Annotated in this window: 31 protein-coding genes and 1 riboswitch; of the genes, 5 read left to right on the top strand and 26 right to left on the bottom strand. The window is 31.3% G+C overall.

Annotated elements, in window-relative coordinates:
• Nucleotides 1-155 precede the first annotated feature (155 nt).
• Nucleotides 156-713, bottom strand: a complete 558-nt coding sequence (gene efp, locus LQ679_RS01190; protein ID WP_025904945.1) for an elongation factor P — start codon at nucleotides 711-713, stop codon at nucleotides 156-158.
• Nucleotides 714-738: 25 nt separating this feature from the next.
• Entirely contained in the window at nucleotides 739-1,794 is a 1,056-nt protein-coding gene (locus LQ679_RS01195; protein WP_159315620.1) for a M24 family metallopeptidase, read from the bottom strand.
• A gap of 99 nt (nucleotides 1,795-1,893) precedes the next feature.
• On the opposite strand from LQ679_RS01195, the gene LQ679_RS01200 reads away from it, so the two are divergent.
• A complete protein-coding gene (locus LQ679_RS01200) occupies nucleotides 1,894-2,484 on the top strand; it encodes a hypothetical protein (protein WP_204255288.1) in 591 nt (196 codons plus the stop codon).
• Nucleotides 2,485-2,539: 55 nt separating this feature from the next.
• Nucleotides 2,540-2,752, top strand: coding sequence for an SA1362 family protein (locus tag LQ679_RS01205; RefSeq protein ID WP_025904948.1), 213 nt, complete (start codon nucleotides 2,540-2,542; stop codon nucleotides 2,750-2,752).
• 27 nt (nucleotides 2,753-2,779) lie between these two features.
• On the opposite strand, the gene LQ679_RS01210 is transcribed toward LQ679_RS01205, so the two are convergent.
• Complete coding sequence (locus LQ679_RS01210) at nucleotides 2,780-3,610, bottom strand: lipoyl protein ligase domain-containing protein (RefSeq protein ID WP_204255289.1); 831 nt, start codon at nucleotides 3,608-3,610, stop codon at nucleotides 2,780-2,782.
• 120 nt (nucleotides 3,611-3,730) lie between these two features.
• Between LQ679_RS01210 and LQ679_RS01215 the strand changes: the two genes are divergently transcribed.
• Nucleotides 3,731-4,111 (top strand): rhodanese-like domain-containing protein, encoded by a 381-nt coding sequence (locus LQ679_RS01215; protein ID WP_025904950.1) that lies wholly within the window; start codon nucleotides 3,731-3,733, stop codon nucleotides 4,109-4,111.
• A 239-nt stretch (nucleotides 4,112-4,350) separates the two neighbouring features.
• Here LQ679_RS01215 and gcvPB read toward each other — a convergent pair whose 3' ends face one another.
• The 10 genes from gcvPB to comGA form a co-directional block, all read right to left on the bottom strand.
• Nucleotides 4,351-5,826, bottom strand: coding sequence for an aminomethyl-transferring glycine dehydrogenase subunit GcvPB (gene gcvPB, locus LQ679_RS01220; RefSeq protein ID WP_037588250.1), 1,476 nt, complete (start codon nucleotides 5,824-5,826; stop codon nucleotides 4,351-4,353).
• Nucleotides 5,819-7,162, bottom strand: coding sequence for an aminomethyl-transferring glycine dehydrogenase subunit GcvPA (gene gcvPA, locus LQ679_RS01225; protein ID WP_191835608.1), 1,344 nt, complete (start codon nucleotides 7,160-7,162; stop codon nucleotides 5,819-5,821). The genes gcvPB and gcvPA overlap by 8 nt, the downstream gene beginning before the upstream one ends.
• Nucleotides 7,163-7,173: 11 nt before the next feature.
• Nucleotides 7,174-8,262 carry a glycine cleavage system aminomethyltransferase GcvT gene (gcvT, locus tag LQ679_RS01230; protein ID WP_196307540.1) on the bottom strand — a complete coding sequence of 363 codons (1,089 nt, stop codon included), beginning with the start codon at nucleotides 8,260-8,262 and terminating at the stop codon, nucleotides 7,174-7,176.
• A gap of 80 nt (nucleotides 8,263-8,342) precedes the next feature.
• A riboswitch (glycine riboswitch) is annotated at nucleotides 8,343-8,438 on the bottom strand.
• 16 nt (nucleotides 8,439-8,454) lie between these two features.
• Nucleotides 8,455-8,943 (bottom strand): shikimate kinase, encoded by a 489-nt coding sequence (locus LQ679_RS01235; protein WP_037588260.1) that lies wholly within the window; start codon nucleotides 8,941-8,943, stop codon nucleotides 8,455-8,457.
• A 234-nt stretch (nucleotides 8,944-9,177) separates the two neighbouring features.
• A complete protein-coding gene (locus LQ679_RS01240; protein WP_239761971.1) occupies nucleotides 9,178-9,612 on the bottom strand; it encodes a competence type IV pilus minor pilin ComGF in 435 nt (144 codons plus the stop codon).
• The gene (gene comGE, locus LQ679_RS01245) at nucleotides 9,587-9,868 is read right to left on the bottom strand and encodes a competence type IV pilus minor pilin ComGE (RefSeq protein WP_037588271.1); all 282 of its coding nucleotides are present in this window, start codon (nucleotides 9,866-9,868) and stop codon (nucleotides 9,587-9,589) included. Before comGE ends, LQ679_RS01240 begins: the two co-directional genes overlap by 26 nt.
• A complete protein-coding gene (gene comGD, locus LQ679_RS01250; RefSeq protein WP_204258647.1) occupies nucleotides 9,852-10,301 on the bottom strand; it encodes a competence type IV pilus minor pilin ComGD in 450 nt (149 codons plus the stop codon). Before comGD ends, comGE begins: the two co-directional genes overlap by 17 nt.
• A complete protein-coding gene (comGC, locus tag LQ679_RS01255; protein WP_037588275.1) occupies nucleotides 10,279-10,596 on the bottom strand; it encodes a competence type IV pilus major pilin ComGC in 318 nt (105 codons plus the stop codon). The genes comGD and comGC overlap by 23 nt, the downstream gene beginning before the upstream one ends.
• Before the next feature lie 15 nt (nucleotides 10,597-10,611).
• Entirely contained in the window at nucleotides 10,612-11,652 is a 1,041-nt protein-coding gene (gene comGB, locus LQ679_RS01260; protein WP_239761987.1) for a competence type IV pilus assembly protein ComGB, read from the bottom strand.
• Nucleotides 11,642-12,544: a competence type IV pilus ATPase ComGA gene (comGA, locus tag LQ679_RS01265; protein WP_239761992.1), complete on the bottom strand. Its 903-nt coding sequence runs from the start codon at nucleotides 12,542-12,544 to the stop codon at nucleotides 11,642-11,644. Before comGA ends, comGB begins: the two co-directional genes overlap by 11 nt.
• A 153-nt stretch (nucleotides 12,545-12,697) precedes the next feature.
• Between comGA and LQ679_RS01270 the strand changes: the two genes are divergently transcribed.
• Entirely contained in the window at nucleotides 12,698-12,946 is a 249-nt protein-coding gene (locus tag LQ679_RS01270) for a DUF2626 family protein (protein ID WP_025904960.1), read from the top strand.
• 35 nt (nucleotides 12,947-12,981) lie between these two features.
• Here LQ679_RS01270 and LQ679_RS01275 read toward each other — a convergent pair whose 3' ends face one another.
• On the bottom strand, nucleotides 12,982-13,614 hold the full coding sequence (locus tag LQ679_RS01275; RefSeq protein WP_037588281.1) for an MBL fold metallo-hydrolase: 633 nt from the start codon (nucleotides 13,612-13,614) through the stop codon (nucleotides 12,982-12,984).
• 97 nt (nucleotides 13,615-13,711) lie between these two features.
• Between LQ679_RS01275 and LQ679_RS01280 the strand changes: the two genes are divergently transcribed.
• Nucleotides 13,712-13,951, top strand: a complete 240-nt coding sequence (locus LQ679_RS01280) for a DUF2759 domain-containing protein (protein WP_016911885.1) — start codon at nucleotides 13,712-13,714, stop codon at nucleotides 13,949-13,951.
• 29 nt (nucleotides 13,952-13,980) lie between these two features.
• Here LQ679_RS01280 and LQ679_RS01285 read toward each other — a convergent pair whose 3' ends face one another.
• The 12 genes from LQ679_RS01285 to LQ679_RS01340 all read right to left on the bottom strand — a co-directional run bounded on the left by LQ679_RS01285 (nucleotide 13,981) and on the right by LQ679_RS01340 (nucleotide 24,736).
• The gene (locus LQ679_RS01285; RefSeq protein ID WP_048539720.1) at nucleotides 13,981-14,295 is read right to left on the bottom strand and encodes an MTH1187 family thiamine-binding protein; all 315 of its coding nucleotides are present in this window, start codon (nucleotides 14,293-14,295) and stop codon (nucleotides 13,981-13,983) included.
• A complete protein-coding gene (locus tag LQ679_RS01290; RefSeq protein ID WP_239761993.1) occupies nucleotides 14,295-15,266 on the bottom strand; it encodes an ROK family glucokinase in 972 nt (323 codons plus the stop codon). The genes LQ679_RS01285 and LQ679_RS01290 overlap by 1 nt, the downstream gene beginning before the upstream one ends.
• Nucleotides 15,263-15,454 carry a YqgQ family protein gene (locus LQ679_RS01295; protein ID WP_078099923.1) on the bottom strand — a complete coding sequence of 64 codons (192 nt, stop codon included), beginning with the start codon at nucleotides 15,452-15,454 and terminating at the stop codon, nucleotides 15,263-15,265. Before LQ679_RS01295 ends, LQ679_RS01290 begins: the two co-directional genes overlap by 4 nt.
• Before the next feature lie 4 nt (nucleotides 15,455-15,458).
• Entirely contained in the window at nucleotides 15,459-16,907 is a 1,449-nt protein-coding gene (locus LQ679_RS01300) for a rhomboid family protein (protein ID WP_239761994.1), read from the bottom strand.
• Nucleotides 16,908-17,462 (bottom strand): 5-formyltetrahydrofolate cyclo-ligase, encoded by a 555-nt coding sequence (locus LQ679_RS01305; protein WP_239761995.1) that lies wholly within the window; start codon nucleotides 17,460-17,462, stop codon nucleotides 16,908-16,910. It lies immediately after the preceding gene.
• Nucleotides 17,463-17,611: 149 nt separating this feature from the next.
• Complete coding sequence (gene rpmG, locus LQ679_RS01310; protein ID WP_016911879.1) at nucleotides 17,612-17,761, bottom strand: 50S ribosomal protein L33; 150 nt, start codon at nucleotides 17,759-17,761, stop codon at nucleotides 17,612-17,614.
• 76 nt (nucleotides 17,762-17,837) lie between these two features.
• Complete coding sequence (phoU, locus tag LQ679_RS01315) at nucleotides 17,838-18,485, bottom strand: phosphate signaling complex protein PhoU (protein ID WP_239761996.1); 648 nt, start codon at nucleotides 18,483-18,485, stop codon at nucleotides 17,838-17,840.
• Nucleotide 18,486: 1 nt separating this feature from the next.
• A complete protein-coding gene (gene pstB / locus LQ679_RS01320; protein WP_232174216.1) occupies nucleotides 18,487-19,275 on the bottom strand; it encodes a phosphate ABC transporter ATP-binding protein PstB in 789 nt (262 codons plus the stop codon).
• Between the two features lie 78 nt (nucleotides 19,276-19,353).
• Complete coding sequence (gene pstA / locus LQ679_RS01325) at nucleotides 19,354-20,256, bottom strand: phosphate ABC transporter permease PstA (protein WP_025904173.1); 903 nt, start codon at nucleotides 20,254-20,256, stop codon at nucleotides 19,354-19,356.
• A gap of 1 nt (nucleotide 20,257) precedes the next feature.
• Nucleotides 20,258-21,187 (bottom strand): phosphate ABC transporter permease subunit PstC, encoded by a 930-nt coding sequence (gene pstC / locus LQ679_RS01330; protein ID WP_037588290.1) that lies wholly within the window; start codon nucleotides 21,185-21,187, stop codon nucleotides 20,258-20,260.
• A 66-nt stretch (nucleotides 21,188-21,253) separates the two neighbouring features.
• The gene (locus LQ679_RS01335; protein WP_037588292.1) at nucleotides 21,254-22,204 is read right to left on the bottom strand and encodes a PstS family phosphate ABC transporter substrate-binding protein; all 951 of its coding nucleotides are present in this window, start codon (nucleotides 22,202-22,204) and stop codon (nucleotides 21,254-21,256) included.
• Between the two features lie 486 nt (nucleotides 22,205-22,690).
• Entirely contained in the window at nucleotides 22,691-24,736 is a 2,046-nt protein-coding gene (locus LQ679_RS01340; RefSeq protein ID WP_037588294.1) for a peptidoglycan D,D-transpeptidase FtsI family protein, read from the bottom strand.
• Nucleotides 24,737-24,860: the final 124 nt, after the last annotated feature.

Here is a 24,860-nt window from a genome sequence, read left to right on the forward strand (position 1 = left end):
ACGTTACACTTCATACATTTTACTTTAGTGGTCATACCAATTCAAGAGATTTTAATATTTAATTATAAATGTAAATAAGATACATTCCTAATTTAACTAAAATGATTGAGGCCAGGACACAAGTTACTGTCCCGGCCTCATTTTAATGTTTAATATTAACCTCTTGATACGTAGCTTCCGTCAGTAGTATTAATGACAAGTAAATCACCTTCATTAACAAATAACGGTACGTTTAAACTATAACCTGTTTCAACTGTAGCTTGTTTAGTTGCACCAGTTGCTGTATCACCTTTAATACCAGGTTCAGTTTCTGTTACTTGAAGTGTAACTGTATTTGGTAATTCAATACCAATTGTTTCACCTTCGTAAGATTGGATTTGAACTTCCATGTTTTCTTTAATAAATTTAAGTTCATATTCTAGTTTATCACCAGGTAACTCTAGTTGATCGTAAGTTTCGTTATCCATGAACACATGGCTATCACCATTAGCATATAGATATTGCATACGACGATTATCGATTTGAGCTTTTTCAACTTTTTCACCGGCTCTAAAAGTTTTCTCTTGGATTGCACCAGTTCTTAAGTTTCTTAATTTAGAACGAACGAATGCCGCACCTTTACCTGGTTTTACATGTTGGAAGTCCATAACTTTCCAAATGCCATTATCAACTTTAATTGTTAAACCTGTTTTAAAATCATTAACTGAAATCATTCATTTTCCTCCTATTTATACCTTCTTATAAAATAATAAGGTCTTTTGAAGATTTAGTAAAGCGCTGTAAGCCATTTTTTGTAACTAATACGTCATCTTCTATTCTAACGCCACCTAAACCATCTACATAAATACCTGGTTCTAATGTGATACACATATTTTCTTCAAGTACGATATCTGATTTTTGAGATAGTGCTGGACCTTCATGTACTTCTAACCCAATGCCGTGTCCTAATGAATGACCAAATTGTTCACCGTAGCCATAACTTTTAATAACATCTCTTGCAATTGTATCTGCTTCTTTACCTGTCATACCCGGTTTAATTTGTTCTAAAGCTGCTAATTGTGCTTCTAAAACAATATTATAGATTTTCTTCATTTCTTCTTTAGGTTCACCAATAGCAAATGTTCTCGTAACATCACTAACGTATCCTTCATATAGTGCACCGAAGTCTAATGTAATCATGTCTCCTTCTTCGATAACTTTATTACTTGCTACACCATGCGGTAATGCACCACGGTGGCCAGAAGCAACAATCGTATCAAATGAAGAACATGTTGCACCTTTACTTCTCATGAACATTTCCATTTCATTATTGACTTCATTTTCAGTCATGCCTGGTTTAACCCATTTTAAAATGTGTTCATATGTTTCATCTACAATGTCAGCTGCTTTTTGAATTTGTTTAATTTCAAATTCGTCTTTAATCATTCTGATTGTTTCAATAACACCTTCAATAGAAGAAAGTTCAACTGCATCTGTATTTAATGCTTGATATTCATTATAAGTAATTAAATGTGTTTCAACGCCAACTTTTTTATATTGACCTTCTTTTATCAGTTCATTAATCTTACCTAGCATTGGTCCTTCTTGATTAATAACTTCAAAATCTTGAGCTTGATCATTCGCTTGTTGAATGTATCTAAAGTCCGTAATTAAAAGGGATTTATCTTGTGTAATTAGTAGACTACCACTTGTCCCTGTAAATCCAGAAAGATATCTTCTGTTATACGGTGATAGAATTACAACTGCTTCAAGACCTTTTTCATTCATGACTTCTCTTAATTTATTAATTTTCATAATTATCCCCTTTCTATTTGTACAATAAATCTATATACATTAAAATAATATCATACATATCGAAATTTTTTCACAGTAAAACATTGGGAGTAAATAAACATGAGAAAAACAATTATAACAATCATGGCAAGTACAGTTGTCTTATCTGCGTGTGGAAATGATAAAGTTCAACAACTTGAAGAAAAGAAGTCTTTATTAAAAAGTGATAATCGAAAATTAAAACAAGAAGTATTAGACTTAGAAGATAAAAACAAAACATATAAACAAAAAGAAAATAGTGTTAAAAGCAAAATTAAAAAAAATGAACAAGAGTCGTCTAGCCAGTTTACAACTCAATATTTAAAGTCATCTACAAAATTTGTAAATGAAACTAAAACGAATATAGCGAGTTATAACAAAATCAAGAAAAATGTAACTTCAAAATTCGATGACGAACATACTAAAAATGAATTAGAAAATATTTATCATAATCAAGAAAATATTACAGATAGATATAAAGATGAAATGGAAGGTAAATCTATTCCTAAAGATTATAAATCTCTTCATAAAAGCATGTTAAAGCTATCAACAAGTTTTGAAAAAGTGTTTAAAGATTTAAATGATGCATACAATAAAAAGGATAAAAAAGATGTTCAAAAAGCAATTGATGAACTTCATGGACTAGACAAAGAGATAGGTCAAATTGAGTGAGATTATACATAAAATGTGCTATATTAAATAGACTAATAATTTAAGGTGAGATTTTATGAAAAATGTTTTATTCTATTTAATTATTGCTATAGCAGTTTTTGGATTAATTATGAATCTTGATTTCTTTATCATGGGCTTCATTCGTATGATTGTCTCATTTATCATATTCGGATTAATCATCTATCTAATTTACTATTTCTTCTTTTTAACGCCAGATCAACGAAAATATAAAAAAGCCATGCGCAAACAAAAGCGTAGAAATAGATAAAAAAGAGACTTCAATAGTCTCTTTTTTTTACTTTCTATAAGTCCATTCTTCTGATTTATATTTTTCTTCTAATTGTTTAATTTCAGCAAGCTGCTCTTCGGTAAATTCAAGTGGTTTATATTCAATATCTAAACCTTTCTTGAATCCTTCAAAAAATGCTGTTTCCATTTCTTCTAAAGTGATGTATTTATCTGATAAATCATTGATAGCAACTGCTTTATCTGTAAATGCAGCTTTCATTTTATCTTTTAGTCGATCGTTTCTATATATAAACATATCGAACAATTCATCAACATCTATATCTTGTAAAATTGAACCGTGTTGCAAGATAACGCCTTTTTGACGTGTTTGGGCACTGCCTGCTATTTTTCTATCTTCTACAACAAGTTCATACCAACTTGGCGCATCAAAACAAACTGAACTTCGTGGTGTCTTAAGTTTATCTCTTTCTTCTTTTGTCTTTGGAATTGAAAAGTATGCATCAAACCCTAACGACTTGAATCCTTCTAACAATCCTTCTGAAATGACTCTATAAGCCTCAGTTACCGTTTTAGGCATATTGGGATGCGATTCTGGAACGATGACGCTATAAGTTAACTCTTTATCGTGTAAGACACCTCTACCTCCTGTAGCACGTCTTACAAGTCCAAAACCTTTTTCTTTTACTTTTTCAATATCAATTTCTTTAGTTAGTTTTTGAAAATATCCAATTGATAACGTAGCTGGATCCCATGTGTAAAATCTAATAACCGGATCGATTTCTCCTCTACTCACAAAATTCATAAGTGCTTCATCAACTGCCATATTATAATATGGATTATTCGATTTCGTGTTTATAAAGTGCCAAGTTTCTTTCACAATTAAAACTCCTATTCAATTAATTCTTATGTACTTTTCTATTTTAGCAAAAAAATTTTGATAAATCTCACAAGAAATCTTATAATAAGGGTATCGACTTGAATTGGGAGGAATCAGACCATGAATTATTGGTATATCGCGCTCATAGTCCTAGTCTTGATTATCATTTATATGGCAATTAACTATTCATTAAATAAGCGCGCAGTAAAAGAATTAGATCAAAATGAATTCCATAAGGGATTAAGAAAGGCACAAGTTATAGACTTGCGTGAAAAGGCTGATTTTGACTATGGTCATATTATCGGGGCAAGAAATATACCGATGAGTGTATTTCGTACAAGATATCAAGGTTTACGTAAAGACCAACCTATATATTTTTGCGACGCAAATGGCGTAGCAAGTTATAGAGCTGCTAGAATGATGAAGAAAAAAGGTTACACTGAATTATTCATGCTTAAAGGCGGCTATAAAAAATGGACTGGTAAAGTTAAATCTAAATAATATTAAAGCGTCTTGGTCGTTAAATGCGACCAAGACGCTTTTTAATTTATAAAAGACTAATCTAGTGAGTTAATATGATATTTAACTCACATGTTTCCCAATCTAATGTTGCTTTTAACTCACATCTTGTCTAACCATCTAAAATTTTCAAATAAAAAAACATCTCATTACCCTATTTGAATATAAGGAATGAGATGTTATTTACTTTAATTTAGAAATTACGGTAAAGACGCTTTTTATTATGCTTTTTCTTCTTTTAGTAATTCAAATTTAAGTACTGGTTTTCTTGCTGCTTGTGTTTCATCTAATCGACCAATGACAGTAGTATGTGGTGCTTCTAATACAACTTCTGGTGTTTCTTCTGCTTCTTTTGCAATTTGAATAAGCGTATCACAGAATGCATCTAAAGTTTCTTTAGATTCTGTTTCTGTTGGCTCAATCATCATACATTCTTCCACATTGATTGGGAAGTAAATTGTTGGTGGATGGAAGTTAAAGTCTAAGAGACGTTTAGCAATATCCAATGTTCTTACACCAAGTTTTTTCTGTCTTGAACCACTGATTACGAATTCGTGTTTACAGTGTTGTGTATATGGTGTATCAAAGTGATCTTGTAGTCTTCTCAACATGTAATTAGCGTTTAATACAGCTGTTTCTGAAACTGCTTTTAATCCATCTGGTCCCATCGTTCTAATATAAGTATAAGCTCTTAAATAGATACCGAAGTTACCGAAGAATGGTTTAACTCTTCCGATAGATTGTGGCATATCATGTTCGAATTTAAATGTATCATTTTCTTTAACTACTGTTGGTTTAGGTAAAAATGGTACTAAATCTGCTTTAACACCAACTGGTCCTGAACCAGGTCCACCGCCTCCATGAGGTCCTGTGAATGTTTTGTGTAAGTTTAAGTGAACAGCGTCAAATCCCATATCACCAGGTCTAACTTTACTCATAATTGCATTTAAGTTAGCACCATCGTAATACAGTTTACCACCTGCTTGGTGTACGATTTCTCTGATTTCTAAAATATCTTCTTCGAATAAACCTAATGTGTTAGGGTTTGTTAACATGATAGCAGCTGTGTCATCTCCAACTACACGTTTTAAGTCTTCGATATCAACTAATCCTTTTTCATTAGATTTTACAGTTACTGTATCGAAACCTGCTACTTTTGCAGAAGCTGGATTCGTACCGTGAGCTGAGTCTGGAACAATAACTTTCGTTCTATTGAAATCGCCATTTGCTTCGTGGAAAGCTTTAATCATTAATAATGCTGTCCATTCACCGTGCGCACCTGCTGCAGGTTGAAGTGTTACTTCATCCATACCCGTAATTTCTTTTAAATGTTCTTGTAAATCATAAATGATTTCTAGTGAACCTTGTACAGTTGAAACATCTTGTAATGGATGTGCGTTTGCAAAGCCTGACATTCTAGCGACTTTTTCATTAATTTTAGGATTGTATTTCATCGTACATGAACCTAAAGGATAGAATCCAGTATCTACACCATGGTTTTTATTAGATAATTCAGTGTAGTGACGCATTAAATCTAATTCACTAACTTCTGGTAATTCTGCTTTTTGTTTTCTTGTAAATTTATCTCCTAAAAGATCTTGAACATCTTGTGTTTCAACATCTTTTTCAGGTAAAGAATATGCAAATCTATCTTTTCTAGATCTTTCAAATATTAATTCGCTTGATGGTTTACGCACTGTATTCACCTACTTTTTTGATAAATGTGTCGATTTCTTCTTTTGTTCTTAATTCTGTTACTGCAATTAACATATGATTGTTGAATGCTTCGTCGATGAAACCTAAGTCAAATCCACCAATAATACCTTCTTCAAGTAATTCAGCGTTGATTTCACTTATCGGTTTGTTAAATTTAACAACAAATTCGTTGAATGAAATACCTTCTAACACATCAAATCCAGCTTCTTGCATTTTTTGCTTCATATAAGTTGTCTTTTCCATGTTAAGTTTAGCCATTTCAAACACACCATTTTTACCTAATGCACTCATACAAACTGATGCTGCTAATGCATTTAGAGCTTGGTTAGAACAAATATTTGATGTCGCTTTATCTCTTCTAATATGTTGTTCACGTGCTTGTAGCGTAAGAACAAAGCCTCTATTGCCATCTTCATCTTGAGTTTGACCAACTAAACGTCCTGGTAGTTTTCTCATAAGTTTCTTGGTAGATGCAAAATAACCACAGTGAGGTCCACCATATTGTGCTGGAATACCGAATACTTGTGCATCACCAACAACAATATCAGCACCGAATTCACCAGGAGGTGTAATTAATCCAAGTGATAAAGGATTGCTTGATACGATAAATAAAGCTTTTTTATCTTCAATTAATTGTTTAATTGCCTCTAAGTCTTCTAAAGAACCAAAGAAGTTAGGATATTGAACACATACTGCTGCTGTATCGTCATCGATAACTGCTTTTAACTTTTCTAAGTCCGTAACAGTTCCGTCTAAATCAACTTCAACTACTTCAATGTCTTGAGCTTTTGTATAAGTTTTAAGTACTTCTATAGATTGATAATGTACAGATTTAGATACAATTACTTTTGATTTCTTAGTATGACCTGCTGCAAGAACAGCAGCCTCAGCAAAAGCAGTTCCACCATCATACATAGATGAATTGGCTACATCCATACCAGTTAATTCGCAAATTAAAGTTTGAAATTCAAAAATAGCTTGTAATTCACCTTGTGAAATTTCTGGTTGATAAGGTGTGTAAGCAGTATAAAATTCTGAACGAGATATAACATGATCGACAACAGTTGGAATATAGTGATCATAAACACCTGCACCTAAAAATGAAGCATGTGTTTCACTTGTAATATTTTTGTTAGCAATTTGAGATAGTTCACGTAATAAAGGCGTTTCAGCTTTCTTTTCTTTAATATTTAACGGTTTATTAAACCTTACAGATTCAGGTATATCCGTAAATAATTCATCTACAGATTGAATACCAATGACATCTAACATTTCAGATTTATCTTTTTCAGTTAAAGGTATATAGCGGTGACCCATTTTATTCACTCCTATGATTTAAATGATGATTTTTTAACAATTTTAGCTTTTACTTGTCTTTTTCTAACTTGTATTAAAATTTCTTTATCTAATTCAAATGCACCCTTCTCAATTAATCCCATAGCAATTGATTTGCCAGTTGATGGAGACTGAGTTCCAGAAGTTACATAACCGATTTCATTACCATCAGTATCTAGAATTGCATAATCTGTTCTCGGTATGCCTTTATCAATCATTTCTATACCGATTGATTTTCTTGGCGCACCATTTTCTTTTTGAGCTTTCAATACATCTTTGCCAATAAAGTCATCTTCAATTAATGGTTTAACTGCAAAGCCAATGCCAGCTTCATATGGTGTGATTTGTTCAGATAAATCTTGACCATGTAATGGTAAAGCAGCTTCAAGTCTTAAAGTATCACGTGCACCAAGACCACATGGAACAACATTTTCGTTTATAAATCCATCCCAAATTGCTTTAGTGTCTGCAGCATCACAATAAACTTCGAATCCATCTTCACCTGTGTAACCAGATTGAGATAATATAACTTCTTTCCCGAATAGTGTTACATTTTGTTTAAACTCAAACATCTTCATTTCTGATACATCATCACTTACTAATTTTTGAATTAGTTCGCGTGCTTCTGGACCTTGGATTGCTAATTGGCCATATTCAGAAGATTTATTTTCAACATTTACATTAAAATCTTTAATTGATTTTAACCATTCGAAGTCTTTATCTGTATTACCTGCATTGACAACTAAGAAATAAACTTTGTCGTCTAATTTATAAACAACTAAATCATCAATTACACCGCCATCTTGGTTACATAGCGTTGTATATTGAGCTTTACTATCCGTTAATAATGTTGAATCATTCGTTAAAGTGTATTGAATAAACTGATCCGCTTCTTCACCTGTAACGAGAATTTCACCCATGTGACTTACATCAAATATACCAACATGATTTCTTACTGCATTGTGTTCCTCTTTAATACTTGAAAATTGGACTGGTAAAGCCCATCCAGAAAAATCAATTACTTTAGCACCTTGATCTATATAAGTTTGATACAAAGGTGTTTGTTTTAAATCTGTCGTCATCATAACTCTCCCCTTCTGAATATGTATAATAAAAAAACAGGGTAGCTTTCGCTACCCTGTTGAAGTGCTCTTCAGGAATGCGTCACAAAGTTATCCTTTTGCCTGAGAGATTCACTCAAATCTGGCTTGCTCCTTCGGCGATGAATATATCATTCATTCTCTCTAACTTTGATCATTCGCAAATATTTAAGCTTATAGAGATTCAATAATCTCACTTGCAACTACTTCTCTAGGTCTGTTAGCATCAATATGCTTGAATGCGATTTCATTATAACTTAATTCTCGTTTTGAATACAAGGTTTTTAATTCATTTAATGACTTTCCGTTAGCATTCGGTCTGTTATTATCATGATTAATTCTATTAAATAGAATTTCGACATCACATTTTAACCAAAAAGTATTGTCATTTTGTTTTAATAATTCTTTGCATAACTCTGATTCTACAATACCGCCACCAGTTGAAATAATCACATCTTGGTCAATCCATTTTTTTAAAGCTTGATACTCTAAATCTCTAAAATGTTTTTCACCATATTTTTCAAAAATTTGTGGGATTGGTAATTGAGTTGTTTCAACGATATAAGTATCTATATCTACTAAACTTTTATCATAATGTTCGCTCAACAAATTTCCGATAGTTGTTTTGCCAACACCCATAAATCCAATTAATACGATTGACATTAAATCTACTCCTCAGTTGTTTCATTTCAACTTAAACTTTATTCTATCTCATTATTCAGAAAATAAAAAGCTTAAAATTATTTATTTATCATTATTTTTATTTCACGTATATAGTATTGTTCTAAATTGTGATAAGTATTAAGCTTAAAGCTATATTGTACTAAGTAAAATGACAAAAAGGAACTATAAATAAATAATATCCCAAGTAATAACGGTAAAATAAAACCAGCATCGTTAGATATAAATTTCTTCATGTAATTCTTTATCGCCTTTTCTTATAATAATAAATACTTTAAATGATTCGTTAGATATTTTATCTACTTGAAAAGTCTTCACATTATTAACCAAAGTGATGTTACCTCGGCCATTTATAGTTTTTATTATCTTTCCATTTAATAATGTGAATTCTGTAGAACGTGTTTCATTTATGAATTTAATCCTGTTATGAGCATTGTCTAATTTTATAGTACTTTCTTTTATTTCATCGGAGAATTCTTTTCTGAACATCATCAATTCAAAATGCGTATGATCCATTGCATTATCTTTAAACAAATAAAGACTCTTAATGAGCAATGGAATTAATGCCAATATAATTAATAAAAATGATAACGACAGTAGCATTTCTATCATCGTAAAGCCTTTACTATTTTTCAATACATATTTTTTCATTTTTCAATTCATCTTTCATACAAACTTTTGTATTAAACTCTAAATATTTATATCTCTTTACATCATATTTTGGTTCGTTAGATTTTGATTGTACTGTTTGATAAAGCATTTGATAAAGCTTTATTCTATCGTGTTCACGAGTGATATTTTCATTTAATGTTGTAACTAAAGGCAGTAATGTCCCACTCAATAGCATTATGATAAAAATAGACAACATAAAATCTATAAACACATACCCATCATGTCGTTTCAACAATTCTATATCTCCCTTTCTCGATGCGAAAAATAACATGATACCTTCTTTCATTAAATTCCACTTTTAAAGTACCAAATTGATTAATATTCCCCTCTCCATCAAAAACTAATGTCGTAAACTCATTATTTTTAGAAATACGACCTTTATAGAGCGATATGGTTTGAATCTGATTCTTCTCAATTTGATAAAATATTTTATCTGAATTGGGTTTAAACCAAACTAATATAGGTTGCTTTTGAGATAGAGATTTCGTTTCTAAAAACTCTAGCTTCGTTTCAAAATCATCTATGCCATTATTTAATCCACTACTTGCCAATGCGTTTACAGATAAATACATTGTCACCATAAAGATAATACTGATGATCGATAGAACAATAATCATTTCCACCAGCGTAAAACCTTTATTATCATTAATGTGCAACAACTTCACCATTTTCAAGTGTAATTGTCTCACCTGATTTACATGTCAGTTGCTTTTGATTAATATAACCATCACTTACTAAATCATTTATAGAATTTGGTTTAGCGTCGTGCTTCAATGTATAAGCTTCTACTTGACCAGCAACCATTTTAACTTGAGCTTGGCATCCAGTACTTTTTACCGTCTCTGATTGCTTGCTAATGTTTGGTATGATGATCACCAATAATATACTTATGATTAAAAGGACAATTAGCATTTCAACCAATGTAAATCCTTCTTTTTTACTTAAAAATTTAAATCTTTTCATTTTAAAACATTCCTTTCACTTTATACCTTCTACCATTTGCAGCATCGGTAGAATGATTATTAAATATAGCGTTACGATTAATAAAGCTAGAACACCAAATACTACTGGTTGTATCCATTTGAGATGTTTTAAGAAAGTCTTCTCTAATGTGTCCAGCATAAAAAGACTGTAATAATAAAGTTCTAAATCTAATTTAGATTTATTTTCTCCGTGATTGATATAGTGTATGAAATTAGATTCAAAGCACCCTAACTTTTTAATTGAATTTGGAAATGTCATACCAGAAACCAAAGATTGATTGATGGAATGTCCAATATATTTCAAAAAGTCATCTTTAGTTTGCAACATATATATTTCAATTATTTTAGTAAGGGTAATACCATTTTGAATAAAAAAAGAAAAATCTCTAGATATACGATATGAGTTATACATCGTAATGTAACGATTGATGATTGGAATTTTCTTATATATAGCTAATTTACGAGCCATTTCTTTATCCATAAAATTCATATAACTGATAAGATAAACGAGGAATAAAATGAGGACTAAAGAAAAAATAGTAGTTGGTAAATATGAAAATATTGTCGTGATAATACGTAACGAAGTGGAAATTTCTACGTTCATTGAAGCATAAATTTCTGTGAATTGAGGAATAATGGTTTGATTTACAACAGCGAGTAACATAAAAAAGATGCTGAATAATAAAGCGGGATATTGAATTGTTTTTATAAATCTTTGTTTAACTTGTTCAATCTTTTTTAAATATAGAATAGTGTGTTCTAACGTTTCATTCAAATTACCATATTGTTCACCAAAGTATATTTGGGTAATAATGACTTGCGGATAATTAAACAGTTTAAGTATTTCATGTAATTGACCAGTCTCTTTAACAATTTCACAAGCAGTCGTATTTAAATTATGCTTTTTAAGTTGCATGAATTGATCAGACAGTAATTGAATAGCTTCTAGTAAAGTGAAGCCTTGTTTCAACATATCTAACAGTCGTGTTAAATATAATACTTGGTCTTTTTTTAATACATTTTTCTTACGTTTCATAATCATTCTCCATATATTTAATAATGTCATCTTTAAAAATATATGACATATTTAAAGTTCTTGTTTCATCATTTTTCTTCACAAGACGTTGGTTCGTAATACATGAAATACCTTGTTTAATTTGTTCGACTGTTACACCTAGCTCAATTAGTCGGTGGATTGCCCCGATTGTATCACTCGCATGCATAGTGGAAAGCACTAAATGACCACTTAAACTTGCCTGAATAACTTGCTTAGCAGTAACATCATCTCTTATCTCACCAATCATAATAACGTCAGGATCACATCTTAAAATTGCTTTAAAAGATTGTTGATAAGTTATGTTAGCTTTTTCATTGACTGAAACTTGGACAATGCCATTTAATGTTTGTTCTACAGGATCTTCAATTGTAATAATATGTTTATTCTTCTTTCTCTTTAATGCGTACATCAATTCATACATTAATGTCGTCTTACCTGATCCTGTTGGCCCCGTAAATAGAAATAACCCCTCTGATTGATACATTCTATTTTGTAGAACGTTATAAAATTGATCTTCTGATTTCCTATGTGATTGATTAAAATGTTGAGGGGTTATTCTAATGGAACTAGATTCTATTCCTAAACTGATTGGTATTGTAGAAATTCTTAAGTAGTAATGAATGTCATGTTCATATAAATATTGCCCGCTTTGTGCTTTATTACGTTCACTTACATCAAGATGCGCGATAAATTTCATATAAATGAGTAGCCTACTATACAATTTAAAGTCTAAATCTAAATCATAAGGTGTATTATCGCCATTTATCCTCATTTGAACAAAGACTTTATCATCATTTAAAGGTACAAAATGAATATCACTCGCATTAGAATTTACAGCGTCGTTAATAATTGACTTAAATAATTTCTCCATAATCTCCTCCTAATATATATAAACGCTTCCAATTACCTAAATTACTTGTTTAATGCTTATGAATTTGCGTTAAAATGCTATTTACTTTTGAATAGAGTAACTTTATAATTAAATATGAATAAGAAAGTAAACACAGAGGGGGTTCTTAAGAAGATGGATAAAGTTTATAAAACTCTAGGCTTCTGGACTGCTATTTTTGCTACGATGTTTTATGTCGGTGGTATGGACATGATGGCATATTTCTTCTTAGCACAAACTGGATTTTTCGTATTGTTGGGATACTTAAAATTAACAGAAAGAATGTATATGTATATATTCGCAATTTATTTAGTATTATGTTTTGTTGGATTTACATATTATTCTACATTCTTATTAGAGCCAAGTTTTGGAGCACATCATTAAAAGAAGCATTACACGTTTGTGTAATGCTTCTTTTTTTAATTAAATCCATTTAAATACGGATTTGTCATTTCTTCATCTGCAATTGTTGTCTCCGGTCCGTGACCTGGGAAAATAGTTGTATTTGGATCTAGTTCTAACAACTTATCTTCAATTGAATTCAATAATGTTTTTGTATCACCTTTATATAAATCCGTTCTGCCAATTCCACCTTTAAATAAAGTATCACCTACTATCGCAAAGTCGCCAAACACAAATGATAAACTACCCGGTGAATGTCCTGGTGTATGGATCGCTTCAAATTTAAATTCACCAATCTCATATTCTCCAGGTTCCATTATTTGTGGAACAGTATGTTGAACCACTTGTGGTAATTGATACATTGCAAATTTTTTAGAACCATTTTTCTCTGTATCTGTTAGCCACGATTTTTCTTCAGGATGTACATATACTTTCACATCAAATTCATTTGCGACATCATCTACTGCACCTATATGATCAAAATGAGCGTGTGTTAATAATACAGCACTCACCTTTTTATGATATTGTTTAATTTGTTTATTTAAAAACTCGCCATTATCTCCTGGATCTATCACGAGTAATTCGTTTTCACCTTCTAGAATATAACAATTTGTTTCTACAATTCCTAATGAAAAACTATGTACTTGCATTTTATTTCCTCCTCTTTTAAAAAGTATCTCGACAAAACCACATATTAATTATACAATTAATATGATAATAAAAGAAATTTGTATTGGGGGTATTGGAATGCCATTTATCGACACAGGGGAACTATTTGAGTTATTCGGAGTAAAAATCCATATCGGTGTTAATATTTTCTCATTATTAATGCTAGCTGTTTTTATTCTAGCCATATTTGGTTTAATTTCAGCATTCAAAAACAAAAATATTTTGGGCATTCTTTTTGGTGCAATAACTGTAGTATCTTTTGGGTTCTTCTCATTAGCTACAATCTTTACATACGGTTATCCAATTTTACATCATTAAATAAAAGACGAGTTTACACTCGTCTTTTTTTATTTGTTCAAATGTTTATTAACAGAATCTAATTTATCGTTCATTTTTCTAGATTTATCTCTTCTATCGTCAATTCGAATATTTGTACATACTCTGTCTAATCCTTTATTGAATGGACTTTCATGAATTTCTTGTATAATCTCAAGTAAATCTTTTAAATCACCTTCAATAAGTGTATTCATTGGTGTTAATTGATAATCAATTGTACCTGCCTCTTTATGCTTTTCTAAGATCAATTGAATATCTGCAATATATTCACTTACACTAGGTCCTTCTGTTCCTACTGGTATTACGACTACGTCAACTATTGCCATTATTCATTCTCCTTTTCTATTACATATGTCTTAATTAGACCAGCTGCACCGATGATACCTGCGTCGTTACCTAGTTGTGCAACTACGATGTTTGTACCATCTTGTGCAGGTTTAAATGTCATTTTTTCATAATGCTTTTTAATATATTGGATAAGAATATCGCCGGCTTTACTAACGCCACCACCAATTATAATATATTTAGGGTTTGTCATGACGCTAACAACACTTGCAGCATAAGCTATGTAACCAGCAACTTTATCAATGATAAATAAACTAAATTCATCACCTGATTTTGCAGCATCAAATACGTCTTTAGCTGTAACATTTTTACCAGTTATTAAGTCATGAATACTTGATTTCATATTGATATTTGGATAATAATGATGTACTAAATTAATGACACCTGTAGCAGAAGCAACCGTTTCAAGACAGCCCTTCATACCACAATTACATTGAAATCTTTTCTTTTGATCCACTAAGAAATGACCTATTTCAGCGCCTGAACCATTATGACCATGAATTAATTCGCCATTTGAAACAATGCCGCCGCCTACACCTGTTCCTAGCGTCATACAAACAACATCACTTTCATTTTGGCCAGCGCCTTTAAATTTTTCTCCTAAAGTTGCCACATTCGCATCATTATCTACGTATATTGGGCCATCAAAATATTGTTGCATATGTTTTCTAACTTCAATGTTACCAGTCCAATTTAAATTCACTGCACCGTTGACGATACCATTTTCAAAATCAATTGGGCCAGGTACACCGATTCCCATACCGATAATGTTCTTGATATCGATATCTTTTCTATTCAGATGTACAACGAAAGAATCATATATATTCTCTAATATGCCTTCCCCTGTTTTATTCGTTGAAATTTCCCATTTCTCTTCGATATTTAGTGAACGATCAAAAATACCTAATTTACAAGTCGTACCACCAATATCAGCTGATAAAATATGTGTCATTTTTTCTCAATCCTTCTCTGATTTATAATAAGTCTTGCTTGTAAAAATGTTTCTTTATCAATAAGCATAGATTGATACATAGCTTTTATTTCTTGTTCCATCATTTCTAGTTGATCTTCTTCATCTTTAAAATAAATGATATAACCAAACTTTTTAAGTAATTGTTGTACGTCATATAAATTATTCATAAAATTAACTCCTAAACGCATCAATTTCATCTTTTAATGCTGCATAATGTTTATTCTTTTTATCAAGCTTTATGGCCTTATTAATAAACTTATTTGCTTTATCATAGTCATCTTTTGCTCTATAACCTAAAGCTAATTGGTAATTTAATTTAGCTGAATTAGGAAAAACTTTTAAGCCTCTTTCCCATTCTAGTATCGCTTCATTCAAAGATGTATTATTCGCTACGATTAAGCCACTTAAAATATATGTCTCATCCGACTCGAAGTTCTTTTCTTTAATTTGCTTTACCATAGTTTCTGCTCTATCAAAATCACCGTTATTCATAGCATCTTTCGTTAATTCATCATATATATAATGTTGTTGTCTGTTAAAGATGATAACGATCAAAATGATGATGATCACTATAAAGGCAGCAATATAATAAAGTTTGAATTTATCATGTTCCATCCATTTGTACATGATAAACATTAAGATTACCCCGCCAACAAATCCACCTAAATGAGCGAAGTGGTTCACATTATTAATAAACAATGCTAATAACGAAATAATCACAATACCGATAAATGTTTGTAATACAAATTGTTTATTAATATTTTTACGTGTAAATAAGTACGCAATAAATGCACCAATTAATCCGAAAATGGCACCACTTGCACCAATTGAAATAGATTGTGTATCTATACTAAGCGATACAATACCTGCAAATAGACCTGATATGAAATAAATGGTGAACATTTTAAGGGAGCCTAATGCACCTTCAATCAGTTTACCGAATATAATAAGCGAAAATACATTCATCATTAAGTGTGTAAAATTCGCGTGTATAAACATGGACGTTAATAAACGGTACCATTCACCGTGAACAACATTGAAATGCACAAGTCCACCGTAATCGACTAAATTAATTTGGCCAAAATGATTAAAAATTAAAACTAAAGACAGCCAAACAATTACATTAGCAGCTACTAAAAAGTATGTGACAGGTGAAAACTTAAGCATAAAGCTATCAATAAAGCTCGCATTCAATAATTTGTTTTTATATGTCGTAACAGGATTTGTTCTATTACGTTTAATTTGATGTTTCGTTACAAAGTGATGAGATACTTTCTCGAAATCACTAAGCTCATATAAAGCATGATACCTAATTTTAGGTCGTTTAGTATGATTAAATTCAGTGAAATCTATCTCTTTATCAGTAATATAAAAAACATCTAATTGTTCAAAACTAAACCCTATACTATCAATTAAGTCACCTAAATGGTCAATGATTTTTTCTAAGTCAAAATCAACTTCTTGATGTGTAGGTGTCTTATGTATAAACCTTTTGACTATTTTTTTAGATTCATGGGTCAACCATATTTCTGCTTCTTCTTCATCAATCGATATTATTTTATAGCCTTCAGTGTAGACTAAATAATATATCGACTTCCACATTTGTTTTGTTTTATCCATCTATTCTTCTCCATATATATCATTTGGTGTCAACATTTCATCAACTGGTATATCATGTGATTCAGCATCAAAGTTTCTTATCTGAAAAGGATATAACAAACTTATTGTATGTCCATTATAACGAGATAAATATTTATCATAATACCCTCCACCATAGCCTATTCGATAACCAGCTTGATTAAATACAACACCAGGTACAATAATTAAATCAATATCATCACTAATTTCAGTTTCTTGATTAACATACTTAATGCCTTTTTGATCAATTGCAATGGAATTCAAATCAAGTATTCGCTGAAATTCCATTTGTTTCGTTTCGTAATTGGTTCTCGGTACGAATACTTTCTTACCTATATTTAAAAGATGTTCAATAATAGGTATCGTATTGACTTCATGATCCATACTCATAACGATAGCAATTGAATTGGCTTGCTTAAAATTGTTATGTTCAAATAATTGTTCTTTTAAATTTAAATCATATTGTTCTTTTTGAGATATGTCTTGATTTCTCATTAAATTCAATATTTCTTTTCTTAAATTTTTCTTGTTTGACATGAATTTAACACTTCCAAATATTGATTAAATTTTTATCAGTTACACATAGTATGATAACACAAGAATTATTGTGATAGGTAGTCGTACAACCTTTAAAGGTATTAAAAAAACACATTCCCGTATAATGGAATGTGTTTTTATTCGTTTTATTATTTTGTTTCTCTATGAAGAGTGTGTTTACCGTCACGAGCACAATATTTTTTCATTTCAATACGCTCTGGGTTGTTACGTTTATTCTTTTTAGAGATGTAGTTTCTTTCACCACAATCAGTACATGCTAAAGTTACATTTACGCGCATGATGAACCCTCCTATTCTTATTTCAATTAATATACGACCTTATTATAATACCATCTATGCTTATATAATTCCAGTACTATTTTTCAATAGGTTCATAGTGTTTACCAGTTATATAATAATAGCAACTTTCACTGATATTCGTGATATGGTCTCCAATTCTTTCTAAGTATCTTGCAGCAAGATGTGCTTGACCAGAAATAAATGGATCGTTATCGATTAAATATGTCGTGTTATTAATCTCACGATATAAATCATCAATATCATTGTCGCGATCAATAATTTCTTTTATCAACAAGATATCTTTATCATTTACTGCTACTTCTAAATCTTTTAACATTAACATTGCTAATTTACCCATTGTTTTTAATCTCGTTAGTATAAAGTAATCTGTTATTTTAACTCTTTTTCTGATCTGAGCAATATTAGTAGAATTGTCTGCCATTCTCTCTAATTCAGAAGCTATTTTTAAACCTGAGATCATAACACGAAGGTCTGTCGCTATAGGTTGTTGCTTTGTAATTAGCATAACTACTTTTTCATTAATGTCATATTCCATTTGGTTAATTTTTTTATCGTATTTGATTAAATTACGAGCATTGTTTCTATCTTCATCACTCAATACAGATATTGATTGTTCTATCATAAAGTATACTTCTTTACCCAACACAAATAAATCATTAATGAGTGAATTTAATTCATCTTCATATTTTTCTCTAATAACCATATTATCCAAATCTCCCAGAAATATAGTCTTCTGTTTTCTTATCTGTTGGGTTAGAGAAGATTTTATCTGTTTGATCGAACTCATTTACATAACCGTTTAAGAAGAACGCTGTTTTATCAGAAATTCTAGCTGCTTGCTGCATGTTATGTGTCACGATAATGATTGAGTATTTAGTTTTTAATTCTTGCACTAATTCTTCAACTTTTAATGTTGAAATAGGATCAAGTGCTGAAGTTGGCTCATCCATTAAAATAACATCTGGTTCAATTGCTAAACATCTTGCAATACAAATTCTTTGCTGTTGACCACCAGATAAACCATATGCATTCTTATCTAGTCTATCTTTACATTCATCCCAGATTGCTGCACCTTTTAATGAACGTTCAACGATTTCATCTAGTACCTTTTTATCTGTAATACCATGAATTCTAGGTCCATAAGTAATATTGTCATAGATTGATTTCGGGAATGGGTTTGGTTTTTGGAACACCATACCAACATTCGTTCTTAATTCTTCAACACTATATTTTTTGTCGAAAATATTTTTATCTCTATAAATGATCTCACCAGATGTTTTAACACTTGGAATTAATTCAATCATTCTATTTAATGTTTTAATGTAAGTTGATTTACCACAACCAGATGGTCCAATAATTGCCGTCACTTCATTTTCTGCAATATCTAAATTTATATTTTTAAGCGCATGAAAATCTCCATACCATAAATCTAAATTATTCGTTTTATAAACAATATTTTTATCTTCTACTGCTATTTGTTGATTTGCTGTCATTTCATTTGAAGGTATATTTTGAGATAAATCTCTAATTTTTACGTCTGTCATAGTCATGACCCCTCTTCATTTTGATTATTATAATTTTCTTTGATATTTATTTCTAATATAGATTGCGATTGAGTTCATAAGAATTAAAATTACGAGTAATACGATAATTGCTGCTGATGAAACAAACTGAAATTCTGCTTGTGGCAACTTAGCCCAATTGTATATTTGCATTGGTAATGCTTGGAAAGATTCGAATATACTGTTAGGTGTTTTCATCAATATTGCAGGAATACCGATTACAACAAGTGGAGCTGTTTCTCCAAGTGCTCTTGATAGTGCAAGAATTGTCCCTGTTAAAATACCAGGTATTGAAGCTGGTAATACGATGTTTTTAATCGTTTGCCATTTAGTACCACCTAATCCTAATGAAGCTTCTCTAATAGATGATGGAACAGCTTTAATTGCTTCCTGACTTGCTACGATAATAATTGGTAAAATCATTAGTGACATCGTTAATGCTGCTGCTATAACAGTCTTACCTAGAGATAAGTTTTCAATACCTGCACCACGTACAAATATTGTTAATCCTAATAAACCAAATACTACTGATGGCACACCTGCTAAATTTGAAATATTAACTCTTATAAATTTCGTAAACCAGTTTTCTTTTGCATATTCAACCATGTAAATCGCTGTACCAACACCAAGAATGATAGATATAGGTGCTATTGTCATCATGAGCCAAAGTGTCCCAATTAAAGCACCTTTAATACCTGCACGTTCAGGTGATGTTGATGAGAAGTTTGTGAAGAAATCTGTACTTAGATAAGGAATACCTTTTCTAAATATGTCAAATAGCAAAATAGCTAATACGATTAAGCCAATTAATGTACAAACGAAAAATATTGATTTTATGACTTTATTTTTCATTAGTCTTGTCGGTAGCTTTTTACGAACGACGGTTTGATCAACTAAATTAACTTCTGACATATTAATACTCCTCTCTAAATCGTTTTGTAATCCATTGTGAAATGATATTCATAATAAATGTGAATATAAACAATGTGAAACCTACAGCATAAATACTGTAATAAATATCAGATCCGTAAGTCGCATCTCCAGTTGCAACTTGGACAATGAATCCTGTCATTGTTTGGATAGATCCTATTAAACTAAAGCTTGAATCTGGTGTACTACCTGCCGCTAAAGATACGATCATTGTTTCACCAATAGCTCTTGAAATCGCTAATACAACAGATGCGATGATACCAGATAAAGCCGCTGGAAATACGATTTTAGTTGCAAGTTCAAACTTTGTTGCACCTAATCCCAGTGCGCCTTCTTTAATTGAATCAGGTACCGAACTCATTGCGTCTTCACTCATACTCGTAATCATCGGTATAATCATGACCCCCACGACTAAACCTGGACTAATAGAGTTAAAGCTTCCTAAATCAGGGAATATACCTCTTAAAATTGGTGTTACAAAAGTTAGAGCGAAAAATCCGTAAACAATTGTTGGTATACCTGCTAATATTTCAAGAATGGGTTTAATAATTCTTCTTGATCTATCAGAAGCATACTCACTCAAGTATAGTGCTGCACCTAATCCAACTGGAACAGCAAAGATTGTCGCTACTGCTGTAACTTTCAACGTTCCTAAAATCAGTGCGAAAATACCGTATTTAGGATCAGATGAAAATGGTGCCCAGTCTTTCGTAAATAAAAATTCAAATGGATTCACTCTCGTGAAAAATGTTGCTGTTTCAGTTACAAGTGTGAATAATATCCCGATTGTTGTAAGTACAGAAACTGAAGCGATTAACAATAAAATAATGGGAACAGCTTTATCCGCAAAAACTTTACCTTTATTATTGCTATTTTGCTTAATCAATTCTTGTACTGAAGTTTGTTGTTTCATAAAAATAACTCCTTCATTTTGAAAAAGGGCGATTACTGACCGCCCTCTGCTTAAATTTATTAATGATTATTTTTTAAATTTTTCTAACGTTTCTTTATCTTCTTTATACTCATCATCTTTCAACGGAACATAACCAGCATCTTTAGCAGCATCAGCTGAGTTATCAATTACATATTCCATAAATCCGTAAAACGCATCATTATCTTCTAGTGATTTATTTTTCGCATATACGAATAATGGTCTACTTAAAGGATAGCTACCATCATTTACTGTTTTATCTGTAGGTTCTATTGCTTTTCCATCATCTTTAATCTTCACAGCTTTAAGTGAATCTTTATTTTCTTGATAGAAGTTATATCCAAAGAATCCGATCGAATCTTTATTATCTTGGACAGATTTAACGATGACATTCGTGTCAGCATTTTTCTCAGATTGTAAATCTTTTTCATCTAATACTTCTTCACTAAAGAAGTCGTAAGTACCATGTGATTGGTCTGGTGAAAATGCTTTGATCTTTTTATCTGGGAATTTTGAATTAACATCTTTCCACGTTTTTGCTTTACCGCTATAAATTTTTGCTAATTCATCCATACTCAACTCATCAACAAAGTCATTATCTTTGTTAACAGCTACTGTTAAGCCGTCTTGAGCAACTTTAAACTCAGTGTATTCTATTTTAGCTTTTTTCAATTTTTCTTTTTCTTCATCTTTAATATCTCTAGAAGCATTTGAAAAGTCTGTTTCTCCCGCTATGAACTTTTCAAATCCACCACCAGTTCCTGATACACCAATTGAAACTGAAACATCAGGTTGCTCGGCTGAGAAGTCTTCGTTTATTTTTTCCATAACTGGTGCAACAGTTGATGAACCATCACCTTTAACTTCACCACTTAATTTTTTATCATCTGAAGATTTAGTATCCCCGGAACTAGATTTTTCAGCTGCCCCACCACAAGCTCCTAATAAAAGTACAGAACTTAAAGCTGTTGTTGATCCGATTAATTGCCACTTTTTCATGTTAAATCCTCCTAATTAATATCGCCTTAATCTTTATTACATCTTCACTTTACAATTTCTTTATTAAGTACAAATAAATTGAATGTAAATTTTGTGTTAACTTCTTATGAAAACGTTTTAAAATGTAAAAAAGTAAGCGAATGGTGTTTTAATATGGGTACAGTAGTTACAAAAGTCCGGAGAACTGTTACTATGGGCTGCCTTAATTACAAAACTCGGCCGAATTGTTAATATAGACCCCCTTAGTTACAAAAGACCGGAGAACTGTAATTACTCATAACTATAAATCGATTTTGTGAAGTGCTGACGCCTGAGGGAATCGTATGAGCGAGAGAATACAGGCTCGAGCCATACCCTAGGCAAGCATGCACACACAAAATCGTAATCTACTCGAAAAATAAATTCGCAAACAAAAAAATAACATCTCATTTCCACTGAATTAATCAGTAAAATGAGATGTTATATTGATTCAATCTTTATATTAAGTTATTTTCTATCTTTAAAGTAATAGTTAATAATATCTCGACCTAAATCCCCACCTGGTAACCATGGTTCTGGTACGGGTTGGTTTGTATATGTGATAGAGAATGATAATTCAGGATTTTTAGCAGGTGCATATCCAATATATGTCGAGTTTACTTTCGGTTTACCATCTTTGAATACTTCTGCTGTACCTGTTTTACCAGCTGATCTTACGACCGTTTTATTAAAACTAGAATAACCTGTTCCTTCTGGCTTATTAAATGCCATATCGAAACCTTTTTGTACTTGTTTTATTTCTGCATCACTATTATTAACCTTATTCATCACTTCACCTTTAAAAGTCTTTTTAATAGGTCCAAGTGAATCTTCATTTGTAGAGCTTCTGATTTCTTTTGCTAAATGTGGTTTCAATCTATAGCCATCGTTCGCAATTGTTGCGACATATTGTGATAACTGTATAGGTGTATAAGTATCGAATTGTCCAATTGCTAAATCAATGTAGTTACCTGGGTTATCTTTAATTGGTTCAATTTGACCTGCTGATTCATTTGGTAAATCGATACCTGTTTTAACACCTAAACCAACTTGATTTAAACCTTTACGTAATTTGATACCTGCTTGTTCTACATCAGATGGTAATGACATACCACTACTGTACGGAGATCCAGCTAATAACAATGCTGTCTTATACATAAATACGTTTGATGAATGCATTAAAGCTTCAGCATCTGTAATTGTTTTTCTGCCATTTTGGTTAAAGTATGATCGTTTTGTTAAACCACCACTAAATTTTAATGGTTCATCGACCATAGTATCGCCAACATTTAATACGCCGTTTTGGTAACCAGTAAGTAATGTAGCACCTTTAACAGATGAACCCACTGTATATTGACTTGTGAAGTTACCGATATGGTTATCCGTAATCTTGCCATTTTTGTCAATATCACGTCCGGCCATTGCTAATACATCACCATTTCTAGGATCTTGGACAACAACCATAACTCTGTCCATATCTGTAGCGCCTTTACTTCTTAATGATTCAATGTGTTTATCAATATATTCTTCAACTTTTTTCTGTAAATCTATATCGATTGTTAACACTAAATCGTTACCACGTGAACCTTGTGAAATAACTTCAGAACTTGTTATTTTCCCAGATTTATCAGTGACATATTTCATTTTCTTCTTAGAGCCTTTTAAAATATCTTCATATTGATATTCTAAGTAAGATTTACCAACTCTATCATTTCTAGAATATCCTTTCGCGAGATAGTCATTCACTAACTCTTTAGGCAAACCTTCTTCTTTACTTGAAACATTTCCAAATAAAGTTCTTAAAGTGTCACCATATGGATAACGTCTTTCCCAGTCCATTGTTGTATTAACGCCAGGCAGTTCAGATAAATGTTGAGATACAGCTGCATACTCATCATTTTTAACACCTTCATTTTTTATAACAACAGGACTCAGCTGAGATCCAGAATTCATTTCTCTAAATATCGCAAGGATTTGTAAATCCTTTTTGGATAATTTATCTGTATATTTAGATGTTACTTTGTCGTATAACGCTTTATCATAATCATCTTGACTAATATTGCCATCAGAGAATAAAGCTTGTTCATCTTTCATTAACTTATGAACTTCATCTTGATTTCTTAATATCCAAAAATCTTGCTTATCACGTTCTGTAATCTTTGAAGTATCCATCTTCATTAAGTGAGATAGTTTTTCAGCGATTTTTAAAATATCATCTTGGCTCGTTCTTCTATCTCTCGTGTATGTAATTGCCTTTTTAGACTCATTGTCTACTAATACTTTACCGTTTCTATCATATATACGGCCTCTAGGCACCGATTCATTAACTGTAATAGATTCTGTACTATCTATCGCACGCTTGTATTCTCCGCCTTTTACAATTTGTAAATAACCTAACCGCATAATGAGCACAGAGAATAAAATGACGACTACTGCCAATATAAGGCTTACGCGTTTATTCATTAATAGGCGAAATGCTTCTTCTTTTGATTTCTTTTTTACTCGTTTCAACAACTAAACCTACCTTTTTAACTCTATTATAATAATTTCATCATATATTATTATGACTTACATTGCTATTGATATAGGTAAATTTTTATAAAAAAAGAGTGGAGCTGAAATCTCGTTTAAATAAAAA

Source organism: Mammaliicoccus sp. I-M35 (assembly GCF_022386455.1).
Lineage (GTDB): Bacteria > Bacillota > Bacilli > Staphylococcales > Staphylococcaceae > Mammaliicoccus > Mammaliicoccus sciuri_A.